19 protein-coding genes and 1 riboswitch are annotated in these 21500 nt (G+C 71.3%); of the genes, 17 read left to right on the top strand and 2 right to left on the bottom strand.

Annotation, left to right across the window (positions count from 1 at the left end; genetic code table 11):
• Positions 1–6 precede the first annotated feature (6 nt).
• The 6 genes from kdpF to AC07U4_RS15015 are packed head-to-tail and all read left to right on the top strand — an operon-like array spanning position 7 to position 7821.
• A complete protein-coding gene (gene kdpF / locus AC07U4_RS15040) occupies positions 7–96 on the top strand; it encodes a K(+)-transporting ATPase subunit F (RefSeq protein ID WP_038665721.1) in 90 nt (29 codons plus the stop codon).
• A 16-nt stretch (positions 97–112) separates the two neighbouring features.
• A complete protein-coding gene (kdpA, locus tag AC07U4_RS15035; RefSeq protein ID WP_495195953.1) occupies positions 113–1816 on the top strand; it encodes a potassium-transporting ATPase subunit KdpA in 1704 nt (567 codons plus the stop codon).
• A gap of 12 nt (positions 1817–1828) precedes the next feature.
• The gene (gene kdpB, locus AC07U4_RS15030) at positions 1829–3865 is read left to right on the top strand and encodes a potassium-transporting ATPase subunit KdpB (protein ID WP_495181657.1); all 2037 of its coding nucleotides are present in this window, start codon (positions 1829–1831) and stop codon (positions 3863–3865) included.
• Positions 3866–3914: 49 nt separating this feature from the next.
• A complete protein-coding gene (gene kdpC, locus AC07U4_RS15025; protein WP_495195952.1) occupies positions 3915–4481 on the top strand; it encodes a potassium-transporting ATPase subunit KdpC in 567 nt (188 codons plus the stop codon).
• Positions 4478–7138: a DUF4118 domain-containing protein gene (locus AC07U4_RS15020; protein WP_495195951.1), complete on the top strand. Its 2661-nt coding sequence runs from the start codon at positions 4478–4480 to the stop codon at positions 7136–7138. Before kdpC ends, AC07U4_RS15020 begins: the two co-directional genes overlap by 4 nt.
• Positions 7138–7821: a response regulator transcription factor gene (locus tag AC07U4_RS15015; RefSeq protein ID WP_495195950.1), complete on the top strand. Its 684-nt coding sequence runs from the start codon at positions 7138–7140 to the stop codon at positions 7819–7821. The genes AC07U4_RS15020 and AC07U4_RS15015 overlap by 1 nt, the downstream gene beginning before the upstream one ends.
• Positions 7822–7914: 93 nt before the next feature.
• Here the strand turns inward: AC07U4_RS15015 and cobU are convergent, their stop codons facing one another.
• Positions 7915–8436 carry a bifunctional adenosylcobinamide kinase/adenosylcobinamide-phosphate guanylyltransferase gene (gene cobU / locus AC07U4_RS15010; RefSeq protein WP_495196182.1) on the bottom strand — a complete coding sequence of 174 codons (522 nt, stop codon included), beginning with the start codon at positions 8434–8436 and terminating at the stop codon, positions 7915–7917.
• Between the two features lie 28 nt (positions 8437–8464).
• A riboswitch (cobalamin riboswitch) is annotated at positions 8465–8668 on the top strand.
• Positions 8669–8804: 136 nt separating this feature from the next.
• Between cobU and AC07U4_RS15005 the strand changes: the two genes are divergently transcribed.
• From AC07U4_RS15005 to AC07U4_RS14955, 11 genes are read left to right on the top strand one after another with little or no spacing between them, the layout of a single operon-like run.
• Entirely contained in the window at positions 8805–10736 is a 1932-nt protein-coding gene (locus AC07U4_RS15005; RefSeq protein WP_495195949.1) for a TonB-dependent receptor plug domain-containing protein, read from the top strand.
• On the top strand, positions 10736–11707 hold the full coding sequence (locus AC07U4_RS15000; protein ID WP_495195948.1) for an aminotransferase class I/II-fold pyridoxal phosphate-dependent enzyme: 972 nt from the start codon (positions 10736–10738) through the stop codon (positions 11705–11707). Before AC07U4_RS15005 ends, AC07U4_RS15000 begins: the two co-directional genes overlap by 1 nt.
• Positions 11707–12309, top strand: a complete 603-nt coding sequence (gene cobO, locus AC07U4_RS14995; RefSeq protein WP_495181651.1) for a cob(I)yrinic acid a,c-diamide adenosyltransferase — start codon at positions 11707–11709, stop codon at positions 12307–12309. Before AC07U4_RS15000 ends, cobO begins: the two co-directional genes overlap by 1 nt.
• Positions 12306–13118, top strand: coding sequence for an ABC transporter substrate-binding protein (locus AC07U4_RS14990; protein ID WP_495195947.1), 813 nt, complete (start codon positions 12306–12308; stop codon positions 13116–13118). The genes cobO and AC07U4_RS14990 overlap by 4 nt, the downstream gene beginning before the upstream one ends.
• The gene (locus AC07U4_RS14985; protein WP_495195946.1) at positions 13115–14077 is read left to right on the top strand and encodes a FecCD family ABC transporter permease; all 963 of its coding nucleotides are present in this window, start codon (positions 13115–13117) and stop codon (positions 14075–14077) included. The genes AC07U4_RS14990 and AC07U4_RS14985 overlap by 4 nt, the downstream gene beginning before the upstream one ends.
• Positions 14074–14844, top strand: coding sequence for an ABC transporter ATP-binding protein (locus AC07U4_RS14980; RefSeq protein ID WP_495195945.1), 771 nt, complete (start codon positions 14074–14076; stop codon positions 14842–14844). Before AC07U4_RS14985 ends, AC07U4_RS14980 begins: the two co-directional genes overlap by 4 nt.
• The gene (cbiB, locus tag AC07U4_RS14975; protein ID WP_495195944.1) at positions 14841–15752 is read left to right on the top strand and encodes an adenosylcobinamide-phosphate synthase CbiB; all 912 of its coding nucleotides are present in this window, start codon (positions 14841–14843) and stop codon (positions 15750–15752) included. The genes AC07U4_RS14980 and cbiB overlap by 4 nt, the downstream gene beginning before the upstream one ends.
• The gene (locus AC07U4_RS14970) at positions 15740–17194 is read left to right on the top strand and encodes a cobyric acid synthase (RefSeq protein WP_495195943.1); all 1455 of its coding nucleotides are present in this window, start codon (positions 15740–15742) and stop codon (positions 17192–17194) included. The genes cbiB and AC07U4_RS14970 overlap by 13 nt, the downstream gene beginning before the upstream one ends.
• Positions 17191–18207, top strand: coding sequence for a nicotinate-nucleotide--dimethylbenzimidazole phosphoribosyltransferase (gene cobT / locus AC07U4_RS14965; RefSeq protein WP_495195942.1), 1017 nt, complete (start codon positions 17191–17193; stop codon positions 18205–18207). Before AC07U4_RS14970 ends, cobT begins: the two co-directional genes overlap by 4 nt.
• Positions 18207–18971 (top strand): adenosylcobinamide-GDP ribazoletransferase, encoded by a 765-nt coding sequence (locus AC07U4_RS14960; protein ID WP_495195941.1) that lies wholly within the window; start codon positions 18207–18209, stop codon positions 18969–18971. The genes cobT and AC07U4_RS14960 overlap by 1 nt, the downstream gene beginning before the upstream one ends.
• A complete protein-coding gene (locus AC07U4_RS14955) occupies positions 18968–19537 on the top strand; it encodes a histidine phosphatase family protein (protein ID WP_495195940.1) in 570 nt (189 codons plus the stop codon). The genes AC07U4_RS14960 and AC07U4_RS14955 overlap by 4 nt, the downstream gene beginning before the upstream one ends.
• Here the strand turns inward: AC07U4_RS14955 and AC07U4_RS14950 are convergent.
• The gene (locus AC07U4_RS14950; RefSeq protein ID WP_495195939.1) at positions 19520–21499 is read right to left on the bottom strand and encodes an ATP-binding protein; all 1980 of its coding nucleotides are present in this window, start codon (positions 21497–21499) and stop codon (positions 19520–19522) included. The genes AC07U4_RS14955 and AC07U4_RS14950 overlap by 18 nt on opposite strands.
• Position 21500: the final 1 nt, after the last annotated feature.

Below are 21500 nucleotides of genomic sequence, written 5' to 3'. Positions count from 1 at the left end.
CACGCCATGACGCTCGACCTGTGGCTGGCGGCGCTGACCGCGCTCGGCCTGCTCCTCTATCTCGTGGCGGTGCTGATCCGTCCCGAACGCTTCTAGAAAGGAGCGCATTCCCATGACCTTGCAGGGATGGATCCTGATCCTCGGCTTCGTCGGCATCCTGCTGGCGCTGACCAAGCCCGTCGGTATGTGGCTGTTCGCGCTGTACGAGGGGCGGCGCACGCCGCTCCACGCGCTGCTCGGCCCGGTCGAGACCGGCTTCTACAGGCTCGCCGGCGTCGACCCGACCGCCGAACAGGGCTGGCGCCGCTACGCCGTCCATATGCTGATCTTCAACGTCGCGCTGATGGTCTTCACTTATGCCGTGCTGCGGCTGCAGGGCGTGCTGCCCGGCAATCCGCAAGGGCTCGCCGGCCTGTCGCCCGACCTCGCGTTCAACACCGCGGTCAGCTTCACCACCAACACCAACTGGCAGAGCTATGGCGGCGAATCGACGATGTCGAACCTCAGCCAGATGCTCGGGCTGACGATCCACAATTTCCTGTCGGCGGCGACCGGCATCGCGCTCGCCTTCGCGCTGTTCCGCGGCTTCGCGCGGCGCGAGGCGAAGGCGATCGGCAATTTCTGGGCCGATTGCACGCGCGTCACGCTCTACCTGCTGCTGCCGCTGTGCGTCGTCTACACTGTGTTCCTGATCGCCAGCGGCGTGCCGCAGGCGTTCGCCGGCGTCGTCGACGTCACCACGCTGGAGGGCGCGAAACAGTCGCTGCTGCTCGGCCCGGTCGCCAGCCAGGAGGCGATCAAGATGCTCGGCACCAACGGCGGCGGCTTCTATAACGCCAACAGCGCGCATCCCTTCGAGAATCCGACCGCGCTGACCAACATGGTGCAGATGCTGTCGATCTTCCTGATCGGCTTCGGCCTTACCTGGACGTTCGGCAAGGCGGTCGGCAACACGCGGCAAGGCTGGGCGATCCTGTCGGCGATGGTGATCCTGTTCCTCGCCGGCGTCACCGTCACCTATTGGCAGGAAGCCGCGGGCAACCCCGTGCTCCATCACCTCGGCGTCGGCGGCGGCAATATGGAGGGCAAGGAGGTGCGCTTCGGCATCGCCGCCTCGTCGCTGTTCGCGGTGGTCACCACCGCCGCCTCCTGCGGCGCGGTCGACGCGATGCACGACAGCTTCACCGCACTCGGCGGGCTGGTGCCGCTGTTCAACATGCAATTGGGCGAGGTCGTGATCGGCGGCGTCGGCGCCGGCATCTACGGCTTCCTGCTGTTCGCGATCCTCGCGGTGTTCGTCGCCGGGCTGATGGTCGGGCGCACCCCCGAATATGTTGGCAAGAAGATCGAGAGCCGCGAGGTCAAGCTCGCGGTGCTGGCGATCGCGGTGCTGCCGCTGATGATCCTCGGCCTCACCGCCTTGTCGTCGGTGCTGGCGCAGGGGCTGGCCGGGCCGCTCAACAAGGGGCCGCACGGCTTCAGCGAGATCCTCTACGCCTTCACCAGCGCGGTCGGCAACAATGGCTCCGCCTTCGCCGGGCTGACCGCGAACACGCCCTATTACAACGGGCTGCTCGGGCTGGCGATGTGGGTGGGGCGGTTCTTCATCATCGTGCCGATGCTCGCCATCGCCGGCAGCCTCGCCGCCAAGAAGCACACGCCGGAAAGCGCCGGCTCGTTCCCGACTACCGGCGGCCTGTGGGTCGGCCTGCTCGTCGGCATCGTGCTGATCCTCGGCGGGCTCACCTTCCTGCCGGGCCTCGCGCTCGGTCCCATCGCGGATCATCTCGCCATGATCCACGGTCAACTCTCTTAGAAGGCGCCGCACATGGCACGCGCACACAGCAAATCCCTGTTCACCGCCGACCTGATCCTGCCGGCGATCGGCGATGCGTTCCGCAAGCTCGACCCGCGTCAGCTCGTCCGCAACCCGGTGATGTTCGTCACCGCCGTCGTCGCGCTGCTGCTCACCGCATTGCTCGCGGTCGGCAGCGACGGGCTGACCATCGGCTTCAAGCTGCAACTTGTCGTCTGGCTGTGGCTGACGGTGCTGTTCGGCACCTTCGCCGAGGCGCTGGCGGAAGGCCGCGGCAAGGCGCAGGCGGCCAGCCTGCGCGACGCCAAGGCCGAATTGCGCGCCAAGCTGCTAATCGGCGTCGCCGACGCCTGGGAGCTGGTGCCCGCCAGCCGGCTGTCGATCGGCGACGTGGTGCTGGTCGAGACCGGCGACCTGATCCCTAGCGACGGCGAGGTGATCGCCGGCGTCGCCTCGGTCAACGAGGCGGCGATCACCGGCGAGAGCGCGCCCGTGATCCGCGAGGCGGGTGGCGACCGTTCCGCGGTGACCGCGGGCACGCGCGTCATCTCCGACAGCATCCGGGTCCGGGTGACGGTCAATCCGGGACAGGGGTTCCTCGACCGGATGATCGCGCTCGTCGAGGGCGCCGAGCGGCAGAAGACGCCGAACGAGATCGCGCTGACCATCCTGCTCGTCGGGCTGACGATCATCTTCCTGATCGCCGTCGGCACGGTGCCGGGCTTCGCCGCCTATGCCGGCGGGTCGATCCCGGTGTCGATCCTCGCCGCGCTGCTGATCACGCTGATCCCGACGACGATCGCGGCGCTGCTGTCGGCGATCGGCATCGCCGGCATGGACCGGCTGGTGCGCTTCAACGTGCTCGCCAAGTCGGGCCGCGCGGTGGAGGCGGCGGGCGACGTCGACGTGCTGCTGCTCGACAAGACCGGCACGATCACGATCGGCGACCGTCAGGCGAGCGAGTTCCGCGCGGTCGCCGGGGTGAGCCCGAGCGAGCTCGCCGAGGCGGCGCTGCTCGCCAGCCTCGCCGACGAGACGCCGGAGGGCCGCTCGATCGTCACGCTGGCGCGCGAGCGCTTCGGGGTCGCCACCGCGCGGCTGCCCGACGATGCCGAGGTGATCCCGTTCACCGCGCAGACGCGCATCTCGGGCGTGCAGATCGGCGCGACCCTGATCCAGAAGGGTGCGGTCGATTCGATCCTGCGCGCCAATGCGGGCGCGGGCGAAACCGCGGCGGCGACCGAGCTGCGCCGCGCCACCGACGAGATCGCCCGCGCCGGCGGCACCCCGCTCGCGGTGGCGATGGACGGGCGGCTGCTCGGCGCGATCTTCCTCAAGGACGTGGTCAAGGCGGGCATCCGCGAACGCTTCGGCGAGCTGCGCACGATGGGCATCCGCACGGTGATGATCACCGGCGACAATCCGCTCACCGCCGCGGCGATCGCCGCAGAGGCGGGGGTGGACGACTTCCTCGCGCAGGCGACGCCCGAGGACAAGCTGGCGCTGATCCGCAAGGAACAGCAGGGCGGCAAGCTGGTGGCGATGTGCGGCGACGGCACCAACGACGCGCCTGCATTGGCGCAGGCCGATGTCGGCGTCGCGATGAACACCGGCACGCAGGCGGCGCGCGAGGCGGGCAATATGGTCGATCTCGACAGCGACCCGACCAAGCTGATCGAGGTGGTGGGGCTCGGCAAGCAGTTGCTGATGACGCGCGGCGCGCTGACCACCTTCTCGGTCGCCAACGACGTCGCCAAATATTTCGCGATCATCCCGGCGATGTTCGTCGCGCTCTACCCCGGGCTCGGCGTGCTCAACGTGATGGGGCTGGCGACGCCGCAATCGGCGATCCTCAGCGCGATCATCTTCAACGCGCTGATCATCCCGCTGCTCGTCCCGCTGGCGTTGAAGGGCGTGGCGTACAAGCCGATGGCGGCGGGGCCGCTGCTCGCGCGCAACCTCGCGGTCTACGGGCTCGGCGGGCTGCTCGCCCCCTTCGCGGGGATCAAGCTGATCGACCTCGCCGTGGGCGGCCTGGGACTGGCTTAACACGCAACATCTGCCCCTCCCGCGGGCGGGAGGGGCGAAAGGACCGACGATGACTTCCGATTTCACTTCCGCGCTCCGTCCCGCGCTCGTGCTGACGATCCTGTTCGCAGCCTTGCTCGGGATCGGCTATCCCCTTGCGATGACCGGTATCGGACAGACGCTTTTTCCCGCTCAGGCCAATGGCAGCCTCGTCACCGCCGGCGGCAGGGTGATCGGCTCGACCGTGGTCGGGCAGGCGTTCGTCAGCGACCGCTATTTCCAGACGCGGCCGTCGGCCGCCGGCAAGGGCTATGACGGGCTCGCCTCGTCGGGCTCGAACCTCGGCCCCGCCAGCAAGGCGCTGGTCGATCGCGTCACCCCCGACGTGGCGAAGCGCCGCGGCGAAGGCGTGACCGGGCCGCTGCCCGCCGATCTGGTTACTGCCAGCGGCTCGGGTCTCGACCCCGATCTGTCGCCCGCCGCGGCGCTGGCGCAGGCCCCTCGCGTCGCCCGGGTCCGTGACCTGCCGGTCGCGACGGTGCGTGCACTGGTCGAGCGCCAGGTGGAGGATTCGCCGTTCGGCGATCCGCACGTCAACGTGCTCGCGCTCAACCGGGCGCTCGACGCAGGCCGTTGAGCGACGCCGCCGCCCGCCCCGATCCCGACGCCCTGCTGCGCCACGCCGCGCAGGAGGGGCGCGGGCGGCTGAAGATCTTCCTCGGCGCCGCACCCGGCGTCGGCAAGACCTACGAGATGCTGTCCGAGGGCGCGGCGCGGGCGCGCGAGGGCGTCGACGTCGTCATCGGCGTGGTCGAGACGCACGGCCGCAGCGAGACCGAGGCGCTGACCCGCGGCTATACGATCGTGCCGCGGCGGATCGTGACGCACGAGGGCCATGGCCTCGCCGAGATGGATATCGACGCGATCCTGGCGCGGATGCCGCGGTTGGTGCTGGTCGACGAACTCGCGCACAGCAATGCGCCGGGCAGCCGCCACGCCAAACGCTATCAGGACGTCGAGGAGCTGCTCGCGGCGGGGATCGACGTCTATTCGACGGTCAACATCCAGCACGTCGAGAGCCTCAACGACGTCGTTGCCGGCTTCACCCGCGTGCGGGTGCGCGAGACGGTGCCCGACCGCATCCTCGAACTGGCCGAGATCGAGGTCGTCGATATTCCGCCCGACGAGCTGATCGAGCGGCTGAAGGCGGGCAAGGTCTATCTGCCGCAGGAGGCAACGCGGGCGCTCGCGCATTTCTTCTCCAAGACCAATCTGTCGGCGTTGCGTGAGCTGGCGCTGCGCCGCGCCGCACAGGCGGTCGATGCGCAGATGCTCGACCATGTCCGCGCGCTCGGCGTCGGCGGCACCTGGGCGGGCGGCGAGCGCGTCGTCGTCGCGGTCAGCGAGGCGGCGGGAGTCGAAACGCTGGTCCGCGCCGCCAAGCGGCTCGCCGACGCGTTGCACGCGCCGTGGACCGCGGTGTTCGTCGAGACGCCGCGCACGCAAGCGTTCGCCGCGGCGGAGCACCGCCAGGTCGCCAAGGTGATGACGCTCGCGACGCAACTCGGCGGCGCGGCGGCGGCGGTGCCGGCGCAGACCGTGCTCGCCGGGCTCAAGGCCTATGTCGGCGAGGCGCGCGCGACGCAGCTCATCGTCGGCAAGTCGACGCGCTCGCGCTGGTTCGAGCTGCGCCACGGCTCGATCGTCGACCGGCTGGTGCGCGAGGCGCCCGACATCGCGATCCACGTGCTGCCGATGCCCGCCGCGGCGCGTGGCCGCCGGGCGGCGCCGGTCGATCGCTGGGGCAGCCGCGGCGGCTATGTCTGGACCGGCGCGATGGTCGCGGCGGTGACCGGCGTCGCCAGCGCGCTGTTCCACATCCTCGACCTCGGCAACGTCGCCTTGCTCTATCTGCTGCCGGTGATGATGGCGGCGAGCCTGTTCGGCCTGTGGACCGGGCTGTTCGCCGGGCTCGCGTCGAGCATCGCCTATAATTTCTTCTTCCTGCCGCCGACCGGCACGCTGACGATCAGTAATCCCGAAAACGTCGTGTCGGTGCTGGTGCTGCTCGGCATCGCGATCGCGACCAGCCATCTGACGGCGCGGGTGCGCGCGCAGGCGGACATCGCCGCGGCGAGCGCGCGGACCAATGCGGCGCTCGCCGGCTTCCTGCGCCAGCTCACCCGGCTGAACGATCCCGTCGCGGTGGCGCAGGCGATCTGCGACGAGGTCGGGCAATTGTTCGGATTGCGCACGGTGATGCTCGTCGCCGAGGGGGCTGGGCTGGCGGTGCAGGCGGCGAACGGCAGCGACTATCGGCTCGAGACGATGGAGATGGCGGCGGCGCAATGGGCCTATGACGGCGGCGCGCCCGCCGGGCGCGGCTCGGCGACGCTCGCCGCCTCGCAATGGTTCTTCCAGCCGCTGGTAACCGGCGAGCGGACGCTCGGCGTGCTCGGCCTCGCCAACGAGGCGGGCGGCGATCCGCTGCGCCCCGACCAGATCCCGCTGTTCCTGAACCTGATCGAACAGGCGACTTTGGCGCTCGAACGGCTGCGGCTGGAGATCGAGACGCGCGACCTCGGCGCGATGCGCGAGCGCGAGCGGTTGCGCACCGCGCTGCTGTCGTCGGTCAGCCACGATCTGCGCACGCCGCTGACCGCGGTGATCGCGGCGGCGGCGCAGCTGCACCATGGCGCCACCCCGGATCTGATCGCGACGATCGAGGGCGAGGCGGCGCGGCTGCATCGCTTCGTCGCCAACCTGCTCGACATGGCGCGGGTCGAGGCGGGGGCGCTGACGCTGCGCATGGAGGCGGTCGATCTCGCCGATGCGGTCGCCGGCGCGGCGCATGACGCCCGCCGTGCGCTGGACGGACATGCGGTGCAGCTCGACGTGCCGCCCGACCTGCCGCTGGTCCGCGCCGACCAGCAATTGCTCCACCATTGCCTGCTCAACCTGCTCGACAATGCCGGCCGCTATGCCGATCCCGGCACGCCGATCCGCGTCGAGGCGCGCCATCGCTACGGCGTCATCCTGCTGTCGGTCGAGGACGAGGGGCCGGGCCTGCCGCCGGGGCGCGAGGCGGAGGTGTTCGACACCTTCCGCCGCTTCGCCGGTTCGGATCGCGCGATCGGCGGCACCGGCCTGGGGCTGGCGATCGTCAAGGCGTTCGCCGCGGCGATGGGTATCGGCGTCGAGGCCGCGAACCGGCAGGACCGGCCGGGCGCGCGCTTCAGCCTGTCCTTTCCGGCGGCATTGATCGTGCGCGACATGGTGGAGGAAGGCGACTGATGGCGGCCAAGATCTTGGTGGTGGACGACGAACAGCCGATCCGCCGGCTGATGCGCAACACGCTCGAACGCGCCGGCTATGCGGTGGTCGAGGCGATCAACGGCCGCGAGGCGCTGGCCGCCGTCGCCGCCGAGGTTCCCGACGCGGTGCTGCTCGACCTCGGCCTGCCCGATCGCGACGGGCTCGAACTGGTGCCGCTGATCCGCAAGGCGGGCGACGCGGTGATCCTCGTCGTCTCGGCGCGCGACGCGACCGATCAGAAGGTCGCGGCGCTCGATCTCGGCGCCGAGGATTATGTCACCAAGCCGTTCGACGGCGAGGAATTGCTCGCCCGGCTGCGCGCGGCGCTGCGCCACCGCGGCATCGATGCCGCGGCGACGAGCGTGATCCGCCGCGACGGGCTGGAGATCGACCTCGACCAGCGCCTCGTCCGGCGCGGCGGCGAGGCGTTCCACCTGACGCGCAAGGAACATGACGTGCTCGCGGTGCTTGCCCGCCACCCCGGGCGGGTGGTGACGCACCAGCGAATCCTTGCGGCGGCTTGGGGCGGCGACGACGATCCGCGGGTGGAATATCTGCGCATCGTCGTGCGCAACCTGCGCCTGAAGCTGGAAGAGCCGAACGCGACCGGGAGCGTGATCGCCAACGAACTGGGCGTGGGATATCGGTTGCTGGTGGGGTGAAAGAGGGGGGCGACCGTTCGCCCTGCGCTCGTCGAAGGGCAGGTGGGTCTCACCGTGCTTCGACAGGCTCAGCACGAACGGGTCAGGGGCGGATCAGTCCCTCCCCGGAAACGCCTGTAACGGCAGCACCATCCCGGCGGCGACGAAATAGACCTCGCGCATCGCAGCGGCGACCTGCTGGTTGAGCCGGCCGGCGGCGTCGCGGAAGGCGCGGCCGAGCGGATGGTCGGGGACGATGCCGAGCCCGACCTCGTTGCTGACGACGAACAGCGGCAGCGGGGTCGCGGCGAGCGCGGCGAGCAGGGCGTCCGACCGCGCCGCGACGTCGTGCTCGCCGAGCATCACGTTGGTCAGCCAGAGCGTCAGGCAGTCGATCAGGATCGCGCCATCCTCGATTGCGGCAACCGCTTCGGGCAGCGCGAGCGGGCATTCGACGGTCGTCCAGCGCGTGTCGCGGTCGGCGCGGTGGCGGGCGATCCGGTCGGTCATCTCGCCGTCCCACGCCTCGGCCGTGGCGAGATAGTGGAGCGGGCCGGCGCAGCGCTCGGCGGCGGCCTGCGCCAGCCGGCTTTTGCCCGAGCGGGCACCGCCCAGGAACAGCGTCTTGGCTGCGATCATCTTGCCTTCGTCTCCGCGGGGTTCTAGGGGCGCCGATGCGACAGGTTCCCAGAGATGGGATGAAAAGGGAACCCGGAAGCGAGCCTTGCAGCTCGTCAGCCGGGGCTGCCCCCGCAACTGTGACCGGCGAGCCCTGCTCCCCGCGCGCCACTGGATCATCCCGATCCGGGAAGGCCGGGCAGGGCGACGACCCGCGAGCCAGGAGACCTGCCCGTCGCGGTTGTCCTTCGTCCGGACGGGGTGTGCCGGCGCGATCGAGGGTTTCCTCGCGAGACGACGATGTTGGGGGCGTTGCGCGGCGGACAGACCGGTTCCGGCGAAATCGCGGTGCGTGCTCCCGTTGTTGCAACGAGGGGGAAACCATCGTGAAGAACTACGCCTGTCTCATCCTGCTGCCGTGCATCGCGGCCGCGACACCTGCCTTCGCCCAGACCGCGCAATCGACCAGCGGCCTCGAGCAGGTCGCCGACGCCGGCAGCGACATCCTCGTCACCGCCAATCGCGAGGCGCGACCCGCGTCCACCGTCGGCCAGGCGGTGACCGTCCTCGACACCGCGACGATCACCCAGCGGCAGGCGGTGGTCGTCGCCGATCTGCTGCGCCAGACGCCGGGCGTCAGCGTGACGCGCAACGGCGGCGTCGGCACCGCGACCTCGGTCAACATCCGCGGCGCGGAGAGCGACCAGACCGTCGCGCTGATCGACGGGATCAAGCTCAACGATCCCTCGTCGCCGGGCGGCGGCTTCGACTTCGGCGGGCTGCTGATCGGCAATATCGCGCGGATCGAGGTGCTGCGCGGCGCGCAATCGGTGCTGTGGGGCAGTCAGGCGATCGGCGGCGTCGTCAACCTCATCACCCGCCAGCCGACCGAGCAGGTCGCGGTCAACGCGCGCGTCGAGGGCGGCTGGCACGAAACCGGGCAGGGCTTCGCCAACGTCTCTGGCAAGATGGGGCCGGTGTCGGCGAGCCTGGGCGGCGGTTATTACACCACCGAGGGCATCTCGGCCTATGCGCCCGGCACGGAGCGCGACGGCTATCGCAATTATGCGGCCAACGGCAGCCTCGGCATCGCGTTGGCGCCGACCGTCTCGGTCGATGTGCGCGGTTTCTATTCCAACGGCCGCACCGATATCGACGGCTTCCCGCCGCCCACCTTCGCCTTTGGCGATACGCGCGAATATGGCACGAGCGAGCAATGGACGGGCTATGCCGGACTCAATGCGGCGCTGTTCGACGGCCGGTTCCGCAACCGCTTCGGCTATGCGCATACCGATACCGACCGGCACAATTACGATCCCGACGGCACGCCGACCGAGACCTTCGCCGGCAAGGGGCGCAACGACCGGATCGAATATCAGGGCGTCGCCGATCTTGGTTCGGCGGTGTTCGCCACCTTCGGCGCGGAGCGCGAGGTGTCGCGCTTCACCACGGCGAGCTACGGCGGACCGGTGACCCGGGGGCGGGCGCGGATCTTCAGCGTCTACGGCCAGCTCGCGGTGACGCCGGTCGCCGGGCTGACCGCGACCGGCGGCGTGCGCCACGACGACCACAGTATCTTCGGCGGAGCGACGACCGTCTCGGCCAGCGGCGTCTATTCGCCCAACGATGGCGCGACCACGTTCCGTGCAAGCTATTCCGAGGGGTTCAAGGCGCCGACCCTGTATCAGTTGCAGAGCGAATATGGGAATGCGCGGCTCAACCCCGAACGCTCGCGCGGCTGGGATGCGGGCGTGGCGCAGAAGGCGCTCGACGGCGCGGTCGAGGCGAGCGCGACCTATTTCCGCCGCACCTCGTTCGACCTCATCAACTTCGTGTCCTGCGACACGTCCGTGGGGATTTGCGCCGACCGGCCGTTCGGCACCTATGACAATGTCGCGCGGGCAAGGGCGCAGGGCGTGGAATTCGCGCTGACGCTGCGCCCGGTCGAGGCGCTGACGGTCAGCGCCGCCTATACCTATCTCGATGCCAAGAACCGTTCGACCGGCACCGCCAATGCCGGCCGCGACCTGGCACGACGGCCGGATAACAGCGTGTCGGTCAACGCCGACTATCGCTGGCCGTTCGGGCTGACCACCGGCGCGACCGTCACCGCGGTGGGGGACAGTTTCAACAACGCATCCAACTCGCAACGGCTCGACGGCTATGTCGTCACCGACCTGCGCGCGTCCTTCCCGATCGTCGATCATGTCGAGGTCTATGGCCGGATCGAGAATGCGTTCGACCAGCGTTATCAGACGATCCTGCAATACGGTCAGCCGGGGCGCGGCGCCTTCGGCGGCGTCCGCCTGACCTATTGATGATCGACCCGCGCGCCCCTGTCCCGCATCCCTGGGCCACCTTCTGCGCCCATGGCGGGCGGGTGGCGGCAGCGTGCGCGGCGTTCGGCGGCGCGGACTGGATCGACCTGTCGACCGGCATTGCGCCATGGTCGTGGCCGGTCGACACGCTGGCGGGGCTCGATCGCCTGCCCGAGCCGGCGGAGATCGCGGCGCTGGAGGCGGCGGCGGCGCGGGCGTTCAGCGTTGCCGACCCCGCGCAGGTCGTCGCTGTGCCGGGGACCGATCTGGCGATGCGGCTGCTCGCGCCCCTGATCGGCGCGCGCGCGCCGGCGGTGCGGCATCCCGGCTATGCCGGGCATCGCGCGGCATGGCCGGAGGCGGAACTGGTGGCGGAGGGGCCGGGCGACCACGACCTGTTCGTGCTGGCGAGCCCGGCCAATCCCGACGGGCGCGTCGCCGACCCGGTGGATTTGCTGGCTGCGCCGATGACGTTGGTGCTCGACGAGGCCTATGCTGATCCCGCGGCTGGTCTGTGCCCGCACGCGTCGGACCGGCTGATCGTGTTGCGCTCGTTCGGCAAATTCTACGGCCTGCCCGGCTTGCGGCTCGGCTTCGTGGTGGCGGGCGCGCGAATCGCCGGCGGGCTGCGTGCGATGCTCGGCGACTGGCCGGTGTCGTCGCCGGCGGTCGCGATCGGCACCGCCGCCTATCGCGATATCGCGTGGCGGCGTGCGCAGGCGAGCCGCATCGTCGAGACGGGCGCGCTGCTCGACACGGTGCTGCACGAGGCCGGGCTGGCGCTGGCCGGCAGCGCGCCCTTGTTCCGGCTGGTCGCCTGCAACGATGCCGCGCGGCTGTTCGGGACGCTCGCGCATCATGCTATCCTGACCCGCCCCTTCGCCGACCGGACCGACCGGTTGCGCATCGGCCTGCCGCGCGGCGCGGCGGCGCTCACCCGCCTCGCCGCGGCCCTCGAGGAGTATCGCTGATGACCGACGACTATGCCCGCCACAACGCCCGCATGGCGAAGGTCGCCGCGGCGCGCGAGAAGATGCAGGCGCGCCGCACGCTCGAACGCGGGCTGCTGATCGTCCACACCGGCAACGGCAAGGGCAAGTCTTCCTCTGCTTTCGGGATGGCGATCCGCAGCATCGGCTGGGGGCTGAAGGTCGCGATCCTCCAGTACGTCAAAGGTAAATGGGAGACGGGCGAGCGCAATTTTTTCGAGGCGCACCCCGATCTCGCCACCTTCGAGGTGATGGGCGAGGGCTTCACCTGGGACACGCAGGATCGCGCGCGCGACATCGCCGCGGCGCAGGCGGCATGGGAGCGGTCGAAGGCGATGATCCTCGATCCCGAGATCGATTTCGTCATTCTCGACGAGCTCAACATCGTGCTGCGCGACGGGACGCTGCCGATCGACGATATCGTGGCGTTCCTGAAGGAGCGGCCGTTGACCAAGCATATCTGCATCACCGGCCGCCACGCCAAGCCCGAATTGCTGGCGATCGCCGATCTGGTCACCGAGTTCGGCGAGGTGAAGCATCCGTACAATGCCGGGTTCAAGGCGCAGAAGGGCGTCGAATATTGATCCGGCCGCTCGCCGTCGCGCTCGCCGCACTGCCGCTGGTGTCGGCGGCCCCGCCGCCGCGGTCGCCGCGGATCGTATCGATCAATCCGTGTATCGACGCGGTGCTGATGCACGTCGCCGACCCCGCGCAGATCGCCGGGATCAGCCATTATTCGCAGGACCCGCGTGCGACCTCGATCCCGCTGGCGCAGGCGATGCGCTTCGCCGCGACCTCGGGGACGGCGGAGGAGGTGGTGGCGCTGGCGCCCGACATGGTGCTGACCGGCCCGCACGTCGCGCCCGCGACGATCGCGGCGCTGACCCGGATGAAGATCCGCATCGTCCAATATCCAGTGCCGGACACGGTCGCGGAAAGCGAGGAGCAGGTGCGCGATATCGCGCGCGTCGTCGGCCATCCGCAGCGCGGCACGGCGTTGGCGGCGCGGATCGCGGCGGCGGCGCGGCCGGCGGCGGTGACGCCGGTGCCGGCGCTGATCTGGCAGTCGGGCGGGCTGGTGCCGGGCAGCGGCACATTGTCCGCCGACTTGCTGCGCCGCGCCGGGTTTCGCGACATGAGCGCGACCTACGGCCTCAAGAAATGGGACGTGCTGCCGCTCGAATATCTCGTTGCGCGGCCGCCGCGCGTGCTGCTGTCGACCGCCGCGGCCGACGTCGGCGAGGACCGGATGACGTCGCATCCGGCGGTGCGGCGGCTGGCGGGGCGGATCACCGTCGCGCCCTATCCGACGCGGCTGATGAATTGCGGCGGGCCGACGATCATCGCGGCGATGGCGCGGCTGCGGCAGGTGCGCGGGGGATTCGGGGCATGACGCGGCTCAATATCGGACTGCTGGTCGCGCTGTTTGCCGTCGCGGCGCTGTCGGTCGCGGCGGGCAAGGTGTGGGTGCCGTGGGACGCGTGGACCGCCGCCGATCCGCGCTCGATCATCATCGTCGAGCTGCGCCTGCCGCGCACCGTGCTGGCGCTGGTCGTTGGCGCGGCGCTCGGCCTGTCGGGGGCGGTGATGCAGGGCTATCTGCGCAATCCGCTCGCCGATCCGGGGCTGTTCGGCGTGTCGACCGGCGCGGCGTTCGGCGCGGTGCTGGCGCTCTATTTCGGCTATGCTGCGCAGATGTGGCTGTTGCCGGGCTTCGCGCTGGTCGGCGCGGGGGTGACGATGGCGTTGCTCGCGCTGATCGCCGGCCGCTCCGGGAGCCTGATCCTGTTCACGCTGGCGGGGATGATCCTGACCAGCATCTTCGGGTCGCTGACAAGCCTCGCGATCAGCCTCGCGCCGACGCCGTTCGTCTCGTCGCAGATCGTGACGTGGCTGCTCGGCGCGCTGACCGATCGGAGCTGGGACGACGTCAAGGTCGCTGCGCCGCTGGTCGCGGTCGGTGCGGCATTGCTGTTCACCACCGGCCGCTCGCTCGATGCGCTCACATTGGGCGAACAGGCGGCACGGTCGATGGGGGTCGATCCGGCGCGGCTGCAAGCGCTGGTGATCGCCGGAGTGGCGCTGACCGTCGGCGCCTCGGTGGCGACGGCGGGACAGATCGGCTTCGTCGGGCTGATCGTGCCGCATATGGTGCGGCCGTTCGCCGGACACCGGCCGTCGGCGATCCTGCTGCCCTCGGCGCTGGGCGGCGCGCTGCTGCTGACGCTGGCCGACGCGCTGGTGCGGATCGTGCCGACGGTCAGCGAGCTGCGGCTCGGCATCGCGATGTCGATGCTGGGCGGGCCGTTCTTCCTCTATCTGCTGATCGCGATGCGCCGGAGGCTCGCATGACCGGACTCGCGGCCGAGGGGATCGGCCTGACGCTCGGTGGCAACCGGGTGCTCGACGACGTCAGCTTCGCATTCCGGCGCGGGCGGGTGACCGCGCTGCTCGGCGCGAATGGTGCGGGCAAGAGCACGTTGCTTAGCTGTCTCGCCGCGCTGCGCCGGCCGGACCAGGGCGCGGCGACGCTCGACGGGGTCGACGTGCAGGCGCTCGACCGGCGGGCGCGGGCGCGCGCGATCGGTCTGCTGCCGCAGGCGGCGGACGTGCATTGGGATATCGACGTCGCGACGCTCGTCGGGCTCGGGCGGCTGCCGCATCGCGGCCGCTGGGGCGAGACCGACGACGACCGCGCCGCGGTGGCGCGTGCGCTGGCGGCGACCGACATGACCGGCTTCGCGACGCGCGGCGTCGAGCGGCTGTCCGGCGGCGAGCGTGGCCGGGCCTTGCTCGCGCGGGTGCTGGCGGGCGAGCCCGACTGGCTGCTCGCCGACGAGCCGCTCGCCAGCCTCGATCCGGCGCATCAGCTCGACGTGCTCGCGCGGCTGCGTGGCGTCGCGCAGGCGGGCAGCGGCGTGGTGCTGGTGCTGCACGATCTGCACCTTGCCGCGCGAATCGCTGACGATGCGGTATTGTTGCGCGGCGGGCGCGTCGTCGCGGCTGGGCCGGCGGAGACGGTGCTGACCGCGCCGCTGATCGCGCAAGCCTATGGGGTGGAGGTCGAGATTGGCGTCACCCCCGCCGGGCAGCGCTTCATCCTGCCGATCGCGCGGTGAACCATGCGCTGCCGCTGCTCCTCATGCTGATCGGGGAGGCCGCGTTCGGCTATCCGCGGCGCTGGCGGCATCCGGTGGTGGCGGTGGGAAGGCTGATCGATGCGGTCGAGCGGCGCTGGAACCGCGGCGACGCGGTGCGGCAGCGGCTCGGCGGGGTGGCGCTGCTGGCGCTGCTGGTCGGGCTGGCGGCGCTGGCCGGCGGCGCGATCGAGCGGCTGGCGGGGCAGGGCTGGGGGCTGGTCGCGGTGGTGGCGATCGGCACCACCGGGCTGGCGCAGCGCAGCCTGTACGATCATGTCGCGGCGGTGCTAGGGCCGCTCGCACGCGGCGACCTGCCCGCGGCGCGGCGCGCGGTGGCGATGATCGTCGGCCGCGATACCGATACGCTCGACGAGCGCGGCGTCGCCGTCGCGGCGATCGAGAGCCTTGCCGAGAGTTTCTGCGACGGCGTCGTCGCGCCCGCCTGCTGGTTCCTCGTCGCCGGCCTGCCGGGGTTGTTCGCCGCCAAGGCGATCAACACGGCCGATTCGATGGTCGGCCATCGCACGCCGCGGCTGGTCCGGTTCGGCTGGGCGTCGGCACGCGCGGACGATCTGGTCAACTGGCTGCCGGCGCGGCTCTCCGGGTTGCTGGTCTGTCTGGCGGGTGGCGGCGGCTGGGCCACGATGCTGCGCGATGCGCGCCGCCATGCCTCACCCAACGGCGGCTGGCCGGAGGCGGCGATGGCGGGGGCGCTGGGGCGGCGACTGGGTGGCGCGGTATCCTATGACGGCGAGCCGGCGGAGCGCGCGGTGCTGGGCGCGGGTCCGATGCCCGATGTCGCCGATCTGGCGCGGGCGCTGCGCATCTATCGCATCGCCTGCCTGTTGCTGTGGATCCTCGTCGGAGCGCTGGCATGGGCGCGGTGATGCTGCAGGGGACCGGGTCGGACGTCGGCAAGTCGGTGCTCGTCGCCGGCCTGTGCCGCGCGTTCGCCAACCGTGGCCTCGTCGTCCGCCCGTTCAAGCCGCAGAATATGTCGAACAACGCCGCGGTGACCGCCGACGGCGGCGAGATCGGCCGCGCGCAGGCGTTGCAGGCGATCGCCGCGCGCGTCGCGCCGCACGTCGACATGAACCCGGTGCTGCTCAAGCCGCAGAGCGACCGCACCTCGCAGCTCGTCGTCGCCGGCCGGTCACGCGGAACGCTCGCGGCGGGCGACTATTGGCGGCGCAAGCCCGATCTGCTCGGCGAGGTGCTCGATGCCTATCGGCGGCTGGCGGCGGCGGCGGATATCGTCGTGGTCGAGGGGGCGGGGTCGCCGGCCGAGATCAACCTGCGGCGCAACGACATTGCCAACATGGGCTTCGCGCGGGCAGCCGGGGTGCCGGTGGTGCTGGTCGGCGATATCGATCGCGGCGGCGTGATCGCGTCGCTGGTCGGGACGCGGGCGGTGATCGACGCGGACGATGCGGCGATGATCCATGGCTTCATCGTCAACAAATTCCGCGGCGACCCCGCATTGTTCGAGGACGGCGTGACCGCGATCGCCGATCGCACCGGCTGGCGCAGCATCGGCGTCGTGCCGTGGCTGGCGGAGGCGGCGCGGCTGCCCGCCGAGGACGCGGTGGCGCTCGGGCGGGAGAGCGGCGGCGCGGGGGTAACGATCGCGGTGCCTATGCTGTCGCGGATCGCCAATTTCGACGATTTCGACGCGCTGGCGCACGAACCGAACGTGCGGCTGGCGATGATCCCGCCGGGCCGGCCGCTGCCGGGCGATGCGGCGCTGGTCGTGTTACCGGGGAGCAAGGCGACGATCGCCGATCTCGCCTTCTTCCGCGCGCAGGGCTGGGACGTCGACCTCGCCGCGCACGTCCGGCGCGGCGGGCGGGTGCTGGGCATCTGCGGTGGTTATCAGATGCTCGGGCGGACGGTCGCCGATCCGCTGGGGATCGAGGGGCCGGCGGAGACGGTCGCGGGCTTGGGTCTGCTGCCGGTCGATACCGTCCTCGCCGCGGACAAGCGGACCCGGCCGATCACCGGCGAGATCGGTGCCGGCATCGGCTTCACCGGCTATGAGATCCACGCCGGCGTCACGACGCCCGATGCGGGCACGCCGCCGCTGCTCCACTTTGCCGATGGCGTCGCCGACGGCGCGCGCGCGCAGGACGGCCGCATCGCCGGCTGCTACGTCCACGGCCTGTTCGACGACCCCGCCGCACGCGAGCACCTGCTCGCGCCGCTCGGTGTCGTCTCGGACGGGTTCGACCGGCGCGAGGCGATCGATGCGGCGCTCGATGCGATCGCCACGACGCTGGAACGGGTGCTCGACATCGATGCGCTGATCGCGCTTACAAGGACCGCCGCATGACCGACGCCGACGTTCGCGCCCATCTCGATGCGCTCGCCAAGCCGCGGGGCAGCCTGGGGCGGCTGGAGGATATCGCGGTGCGGCTGGCGCGGACGCAGGACCGGCTCGATCCGCGCACCCGGCCGCGGCGGATCGTACTGTTCGCCGGCGATCACGGCTGCGTCGCCGATGGCGTGTCGGCGTGGCCGTCGGCGGTGACGGGGATGATGGTCGCGACGATCCTTACCGGCCGCGCCACCAGCAACGCGCTCGCCGCGGCGCACGACTGTCCGCTGCGGCTGGTCGACGTCGGCGTCGCGGGGCCGCGGATCGAGGGCGCGCCCGGCTTCTTCCGCGATGCGCGGGTGGCGGACGGCACCGCGAGCCTTGCGCAAGGCGCGGCGATGACGGCGGCGCAGTTCAATTCGGCGTGGCAGGTCGGCGCGGGGGAAGCGGATGCCGCGATCGACGACGGCGCGGCACTGCTGATCGCCGGCGAGATGGGGATCGGCAATACGACGCCCGCCGCGGCGCTCACCGTGCTGCTGACCGGACTTCCCGTGGCGGAGGCGGTCGGGCGGGGTGCCGGCGCCGATGCGGCGATCATCGCCAACAAGACGTGGATCGTCGCCGATGCGGTCGCGCGGGTTGCACCGGGGCTTGCCGGGGACCCGCTAGGGACGATCGCCGCGGTCGCCGGCTATGAGATCGCCGCGATGGCGGGCTTCTTCGCACGCGGCGCCGCACGCGGCGCGACGCTGCTGCTCGACGGCTATGTCGCCACGGCGGCGGCGCTGGTCGCAGAGCGGCTCGCACCCGGCAGCGTGCGCGCGATGATCGCCGGGCATCGCTCCGCCGAGCCGGGTCATGCCGCGGCGCTCGCGCATCTTGGGCTCGACCCGTTGCTCGATTGGGGCATGCGGCTGGGCGAGGGGAGTGGCGCACTCGTCGCGCTGCCGCTGCTTGATGCGGCGGCGGCGGTGCTGTGCGACGTCGCGCGGCTCGATGCGATCGGTGCCGAGCGGGCGGATTGATGGCGCGGGCGCCGCTCTGGGCACCGCCGTTGCTGGCGGTGCAGTTCCTCACCCGGCTGCCCGTACCCGCACTGGCGCGGCTGGACGCGGCGGCGGCGGCGGACGGGTTCGCCCGGGCGATGGCGTGGCTGCCGCTGGTCGGCGCGGTGATCGGGGGAGTGACCGCCGCAGTCTTCGTCGCGGCGCAGGCGGTGTGGCCACCGATGATCGCGGCGCTGCTCGCGCTGGCGGTCGAGGCGCTGCTGACCGGTGCCTTGCACGAGGATGCCGTCGCCGATTTCTGCGACGCCTTCGGCGGCAGCGCGCGCGGCGAGGCCGCGCTCGCGATCATGCGCGACAGCCGGATCGGCAGTTATGGTACGCTCGGCCTGGGGCTGATGGTCGGCTTGCGGCTGGCGGCGATCGTCGCGCTGCTGCCGATGCCGGCGGCGGCGGCGATCGTCGCAGCGGCGGCGGTGGGCCGGTTGTGGGCGGTGCTGCTCGCGGCGATCCTGCCACCGGTGGCGACGGGGACGGCGGCGCGGGCCGGCGGGGTGCCGCCGCGCCGGGCTCTCTCCGCGCTGGCGCTGACCGTGCCGGGCGTGCTGCCGTTGGCGTGGCTGAGCCCGTTGCCGCTGCTGGCCGCTGCCGTGATCGGCGTGGCGGTGCTGGGGTGGCTGGCGTGGTTCCTGCAGCGGCGGATCGGCGGTAGCACCGGCGATTGCCTCGGGTTCGCCGCCTACGCCGGTCAGGTGACGCTGCTGCTCGCGGTGGCGGCGGGATGAGCGCGCAGGTGCTGCTCGTCCGCCATCCGCCGGTGGCGAAGGCATGGGCGGGGCGGTGCTACGGTTGGTCCGACATGGGGTGGAGCCGCGACGGCGCGGCGCTGGCGCGACGACTGGCGACCGAACTCGCCGCCGAACCGTTCGCGACGATCGTCCATTCCGGCGCGATCCGCACGCGGCGGCTCGCCGGAATGGTCGGACGGCTGACGGGGCGGCCGGTACGGGAGGATCCCCGCTGGCTGGAGCGCGATTTCGGAACCTGGGAGGGGCGGCGCTGGGATGCGATCTGGCGCGAGACCGGCGACCTGATGGACCGGATGATGACGCATCCGCGCGACTTCCGCCCCGGTGGCGGCGAGACCGGGCTCGACCTCGCCCGCCGTGCCGGCGCCGCGTGGGACGCGCTGCCGCGCGCGGAGAACGTGCTGGTCATCAGCCATGGCGGACCGATCGCGGCGATCCGGACGCGGCTGGCCGGCCTGCCGCTCGAACGGATGATCGCGGCAGTGCCGCCGTGCGGCGCGATCGTCCGTCTGCCGCGCCTGGGGTCAGCGGACGACGCGTAACCCCTTGGCGGTCTTGGGCGGCTGGTGGAGCAGCGCATCGACGCGCGCGGCGAGATCGACCTGGCGGAACGGCTTGGCGAGCCGCGGCACGTCGCCGGGCACGTCGGCACCGGTCGCGGCATAGCCGGTGATCAGCAGCGCGGGCAGAGGGTGGCCGGTGGCGCGCAATTCGCTGATCAGCGCTGCGCCGGTGATCCCCGGCATCAGATAGTCGGTGACGAGCAGGTCGACGTCGACGCCGCCGCGGATCGCCGCCAGCGCCTGGCTGCCCGACGCTGCCTCGACGACCTGATAGCCGATGTCGCGCAGCATGTCGGCGGTGGCGAAGCGGACGATGTCCTCGTCGTCGACCAGCAGGATCTTGGCCGCGCGACGCGCGGTGACCGGCTCGTTACGGTGGTCGGCGACCACCGCGGGTTCCTCCTGTGTCGCCGGCAGCCATAGTTCGACGCGCGTGCCGCGGCCCGGCTCGCTCGACAGTGTCAGCGTCCCGCCCGATTGCGCGGCGAGGCCGTGGATCATCGAGAGGCCGAGTCCGGTGCCCTTGCCGACGCCCTTGGTCGAGAAGAACGGCTCGGTCGCGCGGGCCAGCGTCGCCTTGTCCATGCCGATGCCGGTATCGCTCGCCAAGATGCGGACGTAGCGGCCGGCGGACAGGCCGATGGCGTTGCGTTCGTCGACCGTGGCGCTGCCGACGGTGATGGTGAGCTGGCCACCGCCCGGCATCGCGTCGCGCGCATTGATTGCGAGGTTGAGCAGGGCGAGTTCGAGCTGGTTGGGATCGACCCGCGCCGACGGCAGATCGTCGGCGACCTCGATCGTCACCTTGATCGTCGGCCCGAGCGAACGGCGGATCAGATCGACCAGCCCCTCGATCAGCGCGCCGACGTCGACCGCCTTCGGCTGCAAGGCCTGACGTCGTGCGAAGGCGAGCAACCGCTGGGTCAGCGTCGCGGCACGCTCGGCCGCCTGCATCGCGCCGCTGACCATCCGTTGCGTGCGCTCGTCGTCCTTGTGCCGCCGCCGGACGAGATCGAGGCTGCCGACGATCGGGGTGAGCAGATTGTTGAAATCGTGCGCGACGCCGCCGGTGAGCTGGCCGATCGCATCCATCTTCTGCGCCTGCGCGAGCTGGGCGTCGGCCTCTTTCCGCGTGGTGATGTCGGCGACGACGCCGGTCAGCCGTTCGGGCGCCCCATCGGCATCGTAGCGCATCCGCCCCTTCTTGCTGATCCAGCGACGGCTGCCGTCGGCACCCTGGATCGCGCATTCGACATCGAGCGAGCCGGTCCGCGCCGCATCGGTCAGCGCTGCGGCGATCTCGTCGCGCTGTGCCGGGTCGACATGGCCGATCAGCCGCTCGACCGACCAATAGGATTGCGGTTCGCCATAGCCGAAGATCTCGTCGTGGCGCGGGCTGCGGCGGATATCGCCGCTGGCGACGTCGAGGTCCCAACTGCCCATGCCCGCCGCCTCGAGCGCGAATTCGAGGCTGTCGCGCGCCGCCTCGAGTTCGGCGGTACGCTGCGCCACCGCCGCCTCCAGCGTCGCGGCGGCGGTACGAAGCTCATATTGCCGCTGCCGCGCCTTGATCGCCGAGCGGACCGCGCCCAGCATCGCCTCGGCATGCAGCGGCCGTTCGAGCATCACGACATTGCCGAGTTCGTCGAGCCGCTGCGCCGCCGCCGCCGAGCGCGGCGCGCGGCCGCCGTTGGCGAGCATCACGAACGGCAGGTCGGACCAGGTCGGCTGCGCCGCGACCCAGGCGGCCAGCGCCGACCGGTCGCCGGCGACCAGCGCCTCCTCGGTGATCAACACCGCGGCGACGCCGCGCGCCAGTTCGGCGACGAGCGTCGCCAGATCGGGCACGATCTCCGCCGGGATCGCGCCACGCCGCAGCAGGTCGGCGGCGACGAACGCATCGCGCCCCCGCGGCGCGAGGATGAGGACGCGATCGTCCATC

This window comes from Sphingomonas sp. GW821-FHT02B09 (assembly GCF_059421875.1).
This window is presented reverse-complemented; position numbering and strand designations above follow the sequence as displayed.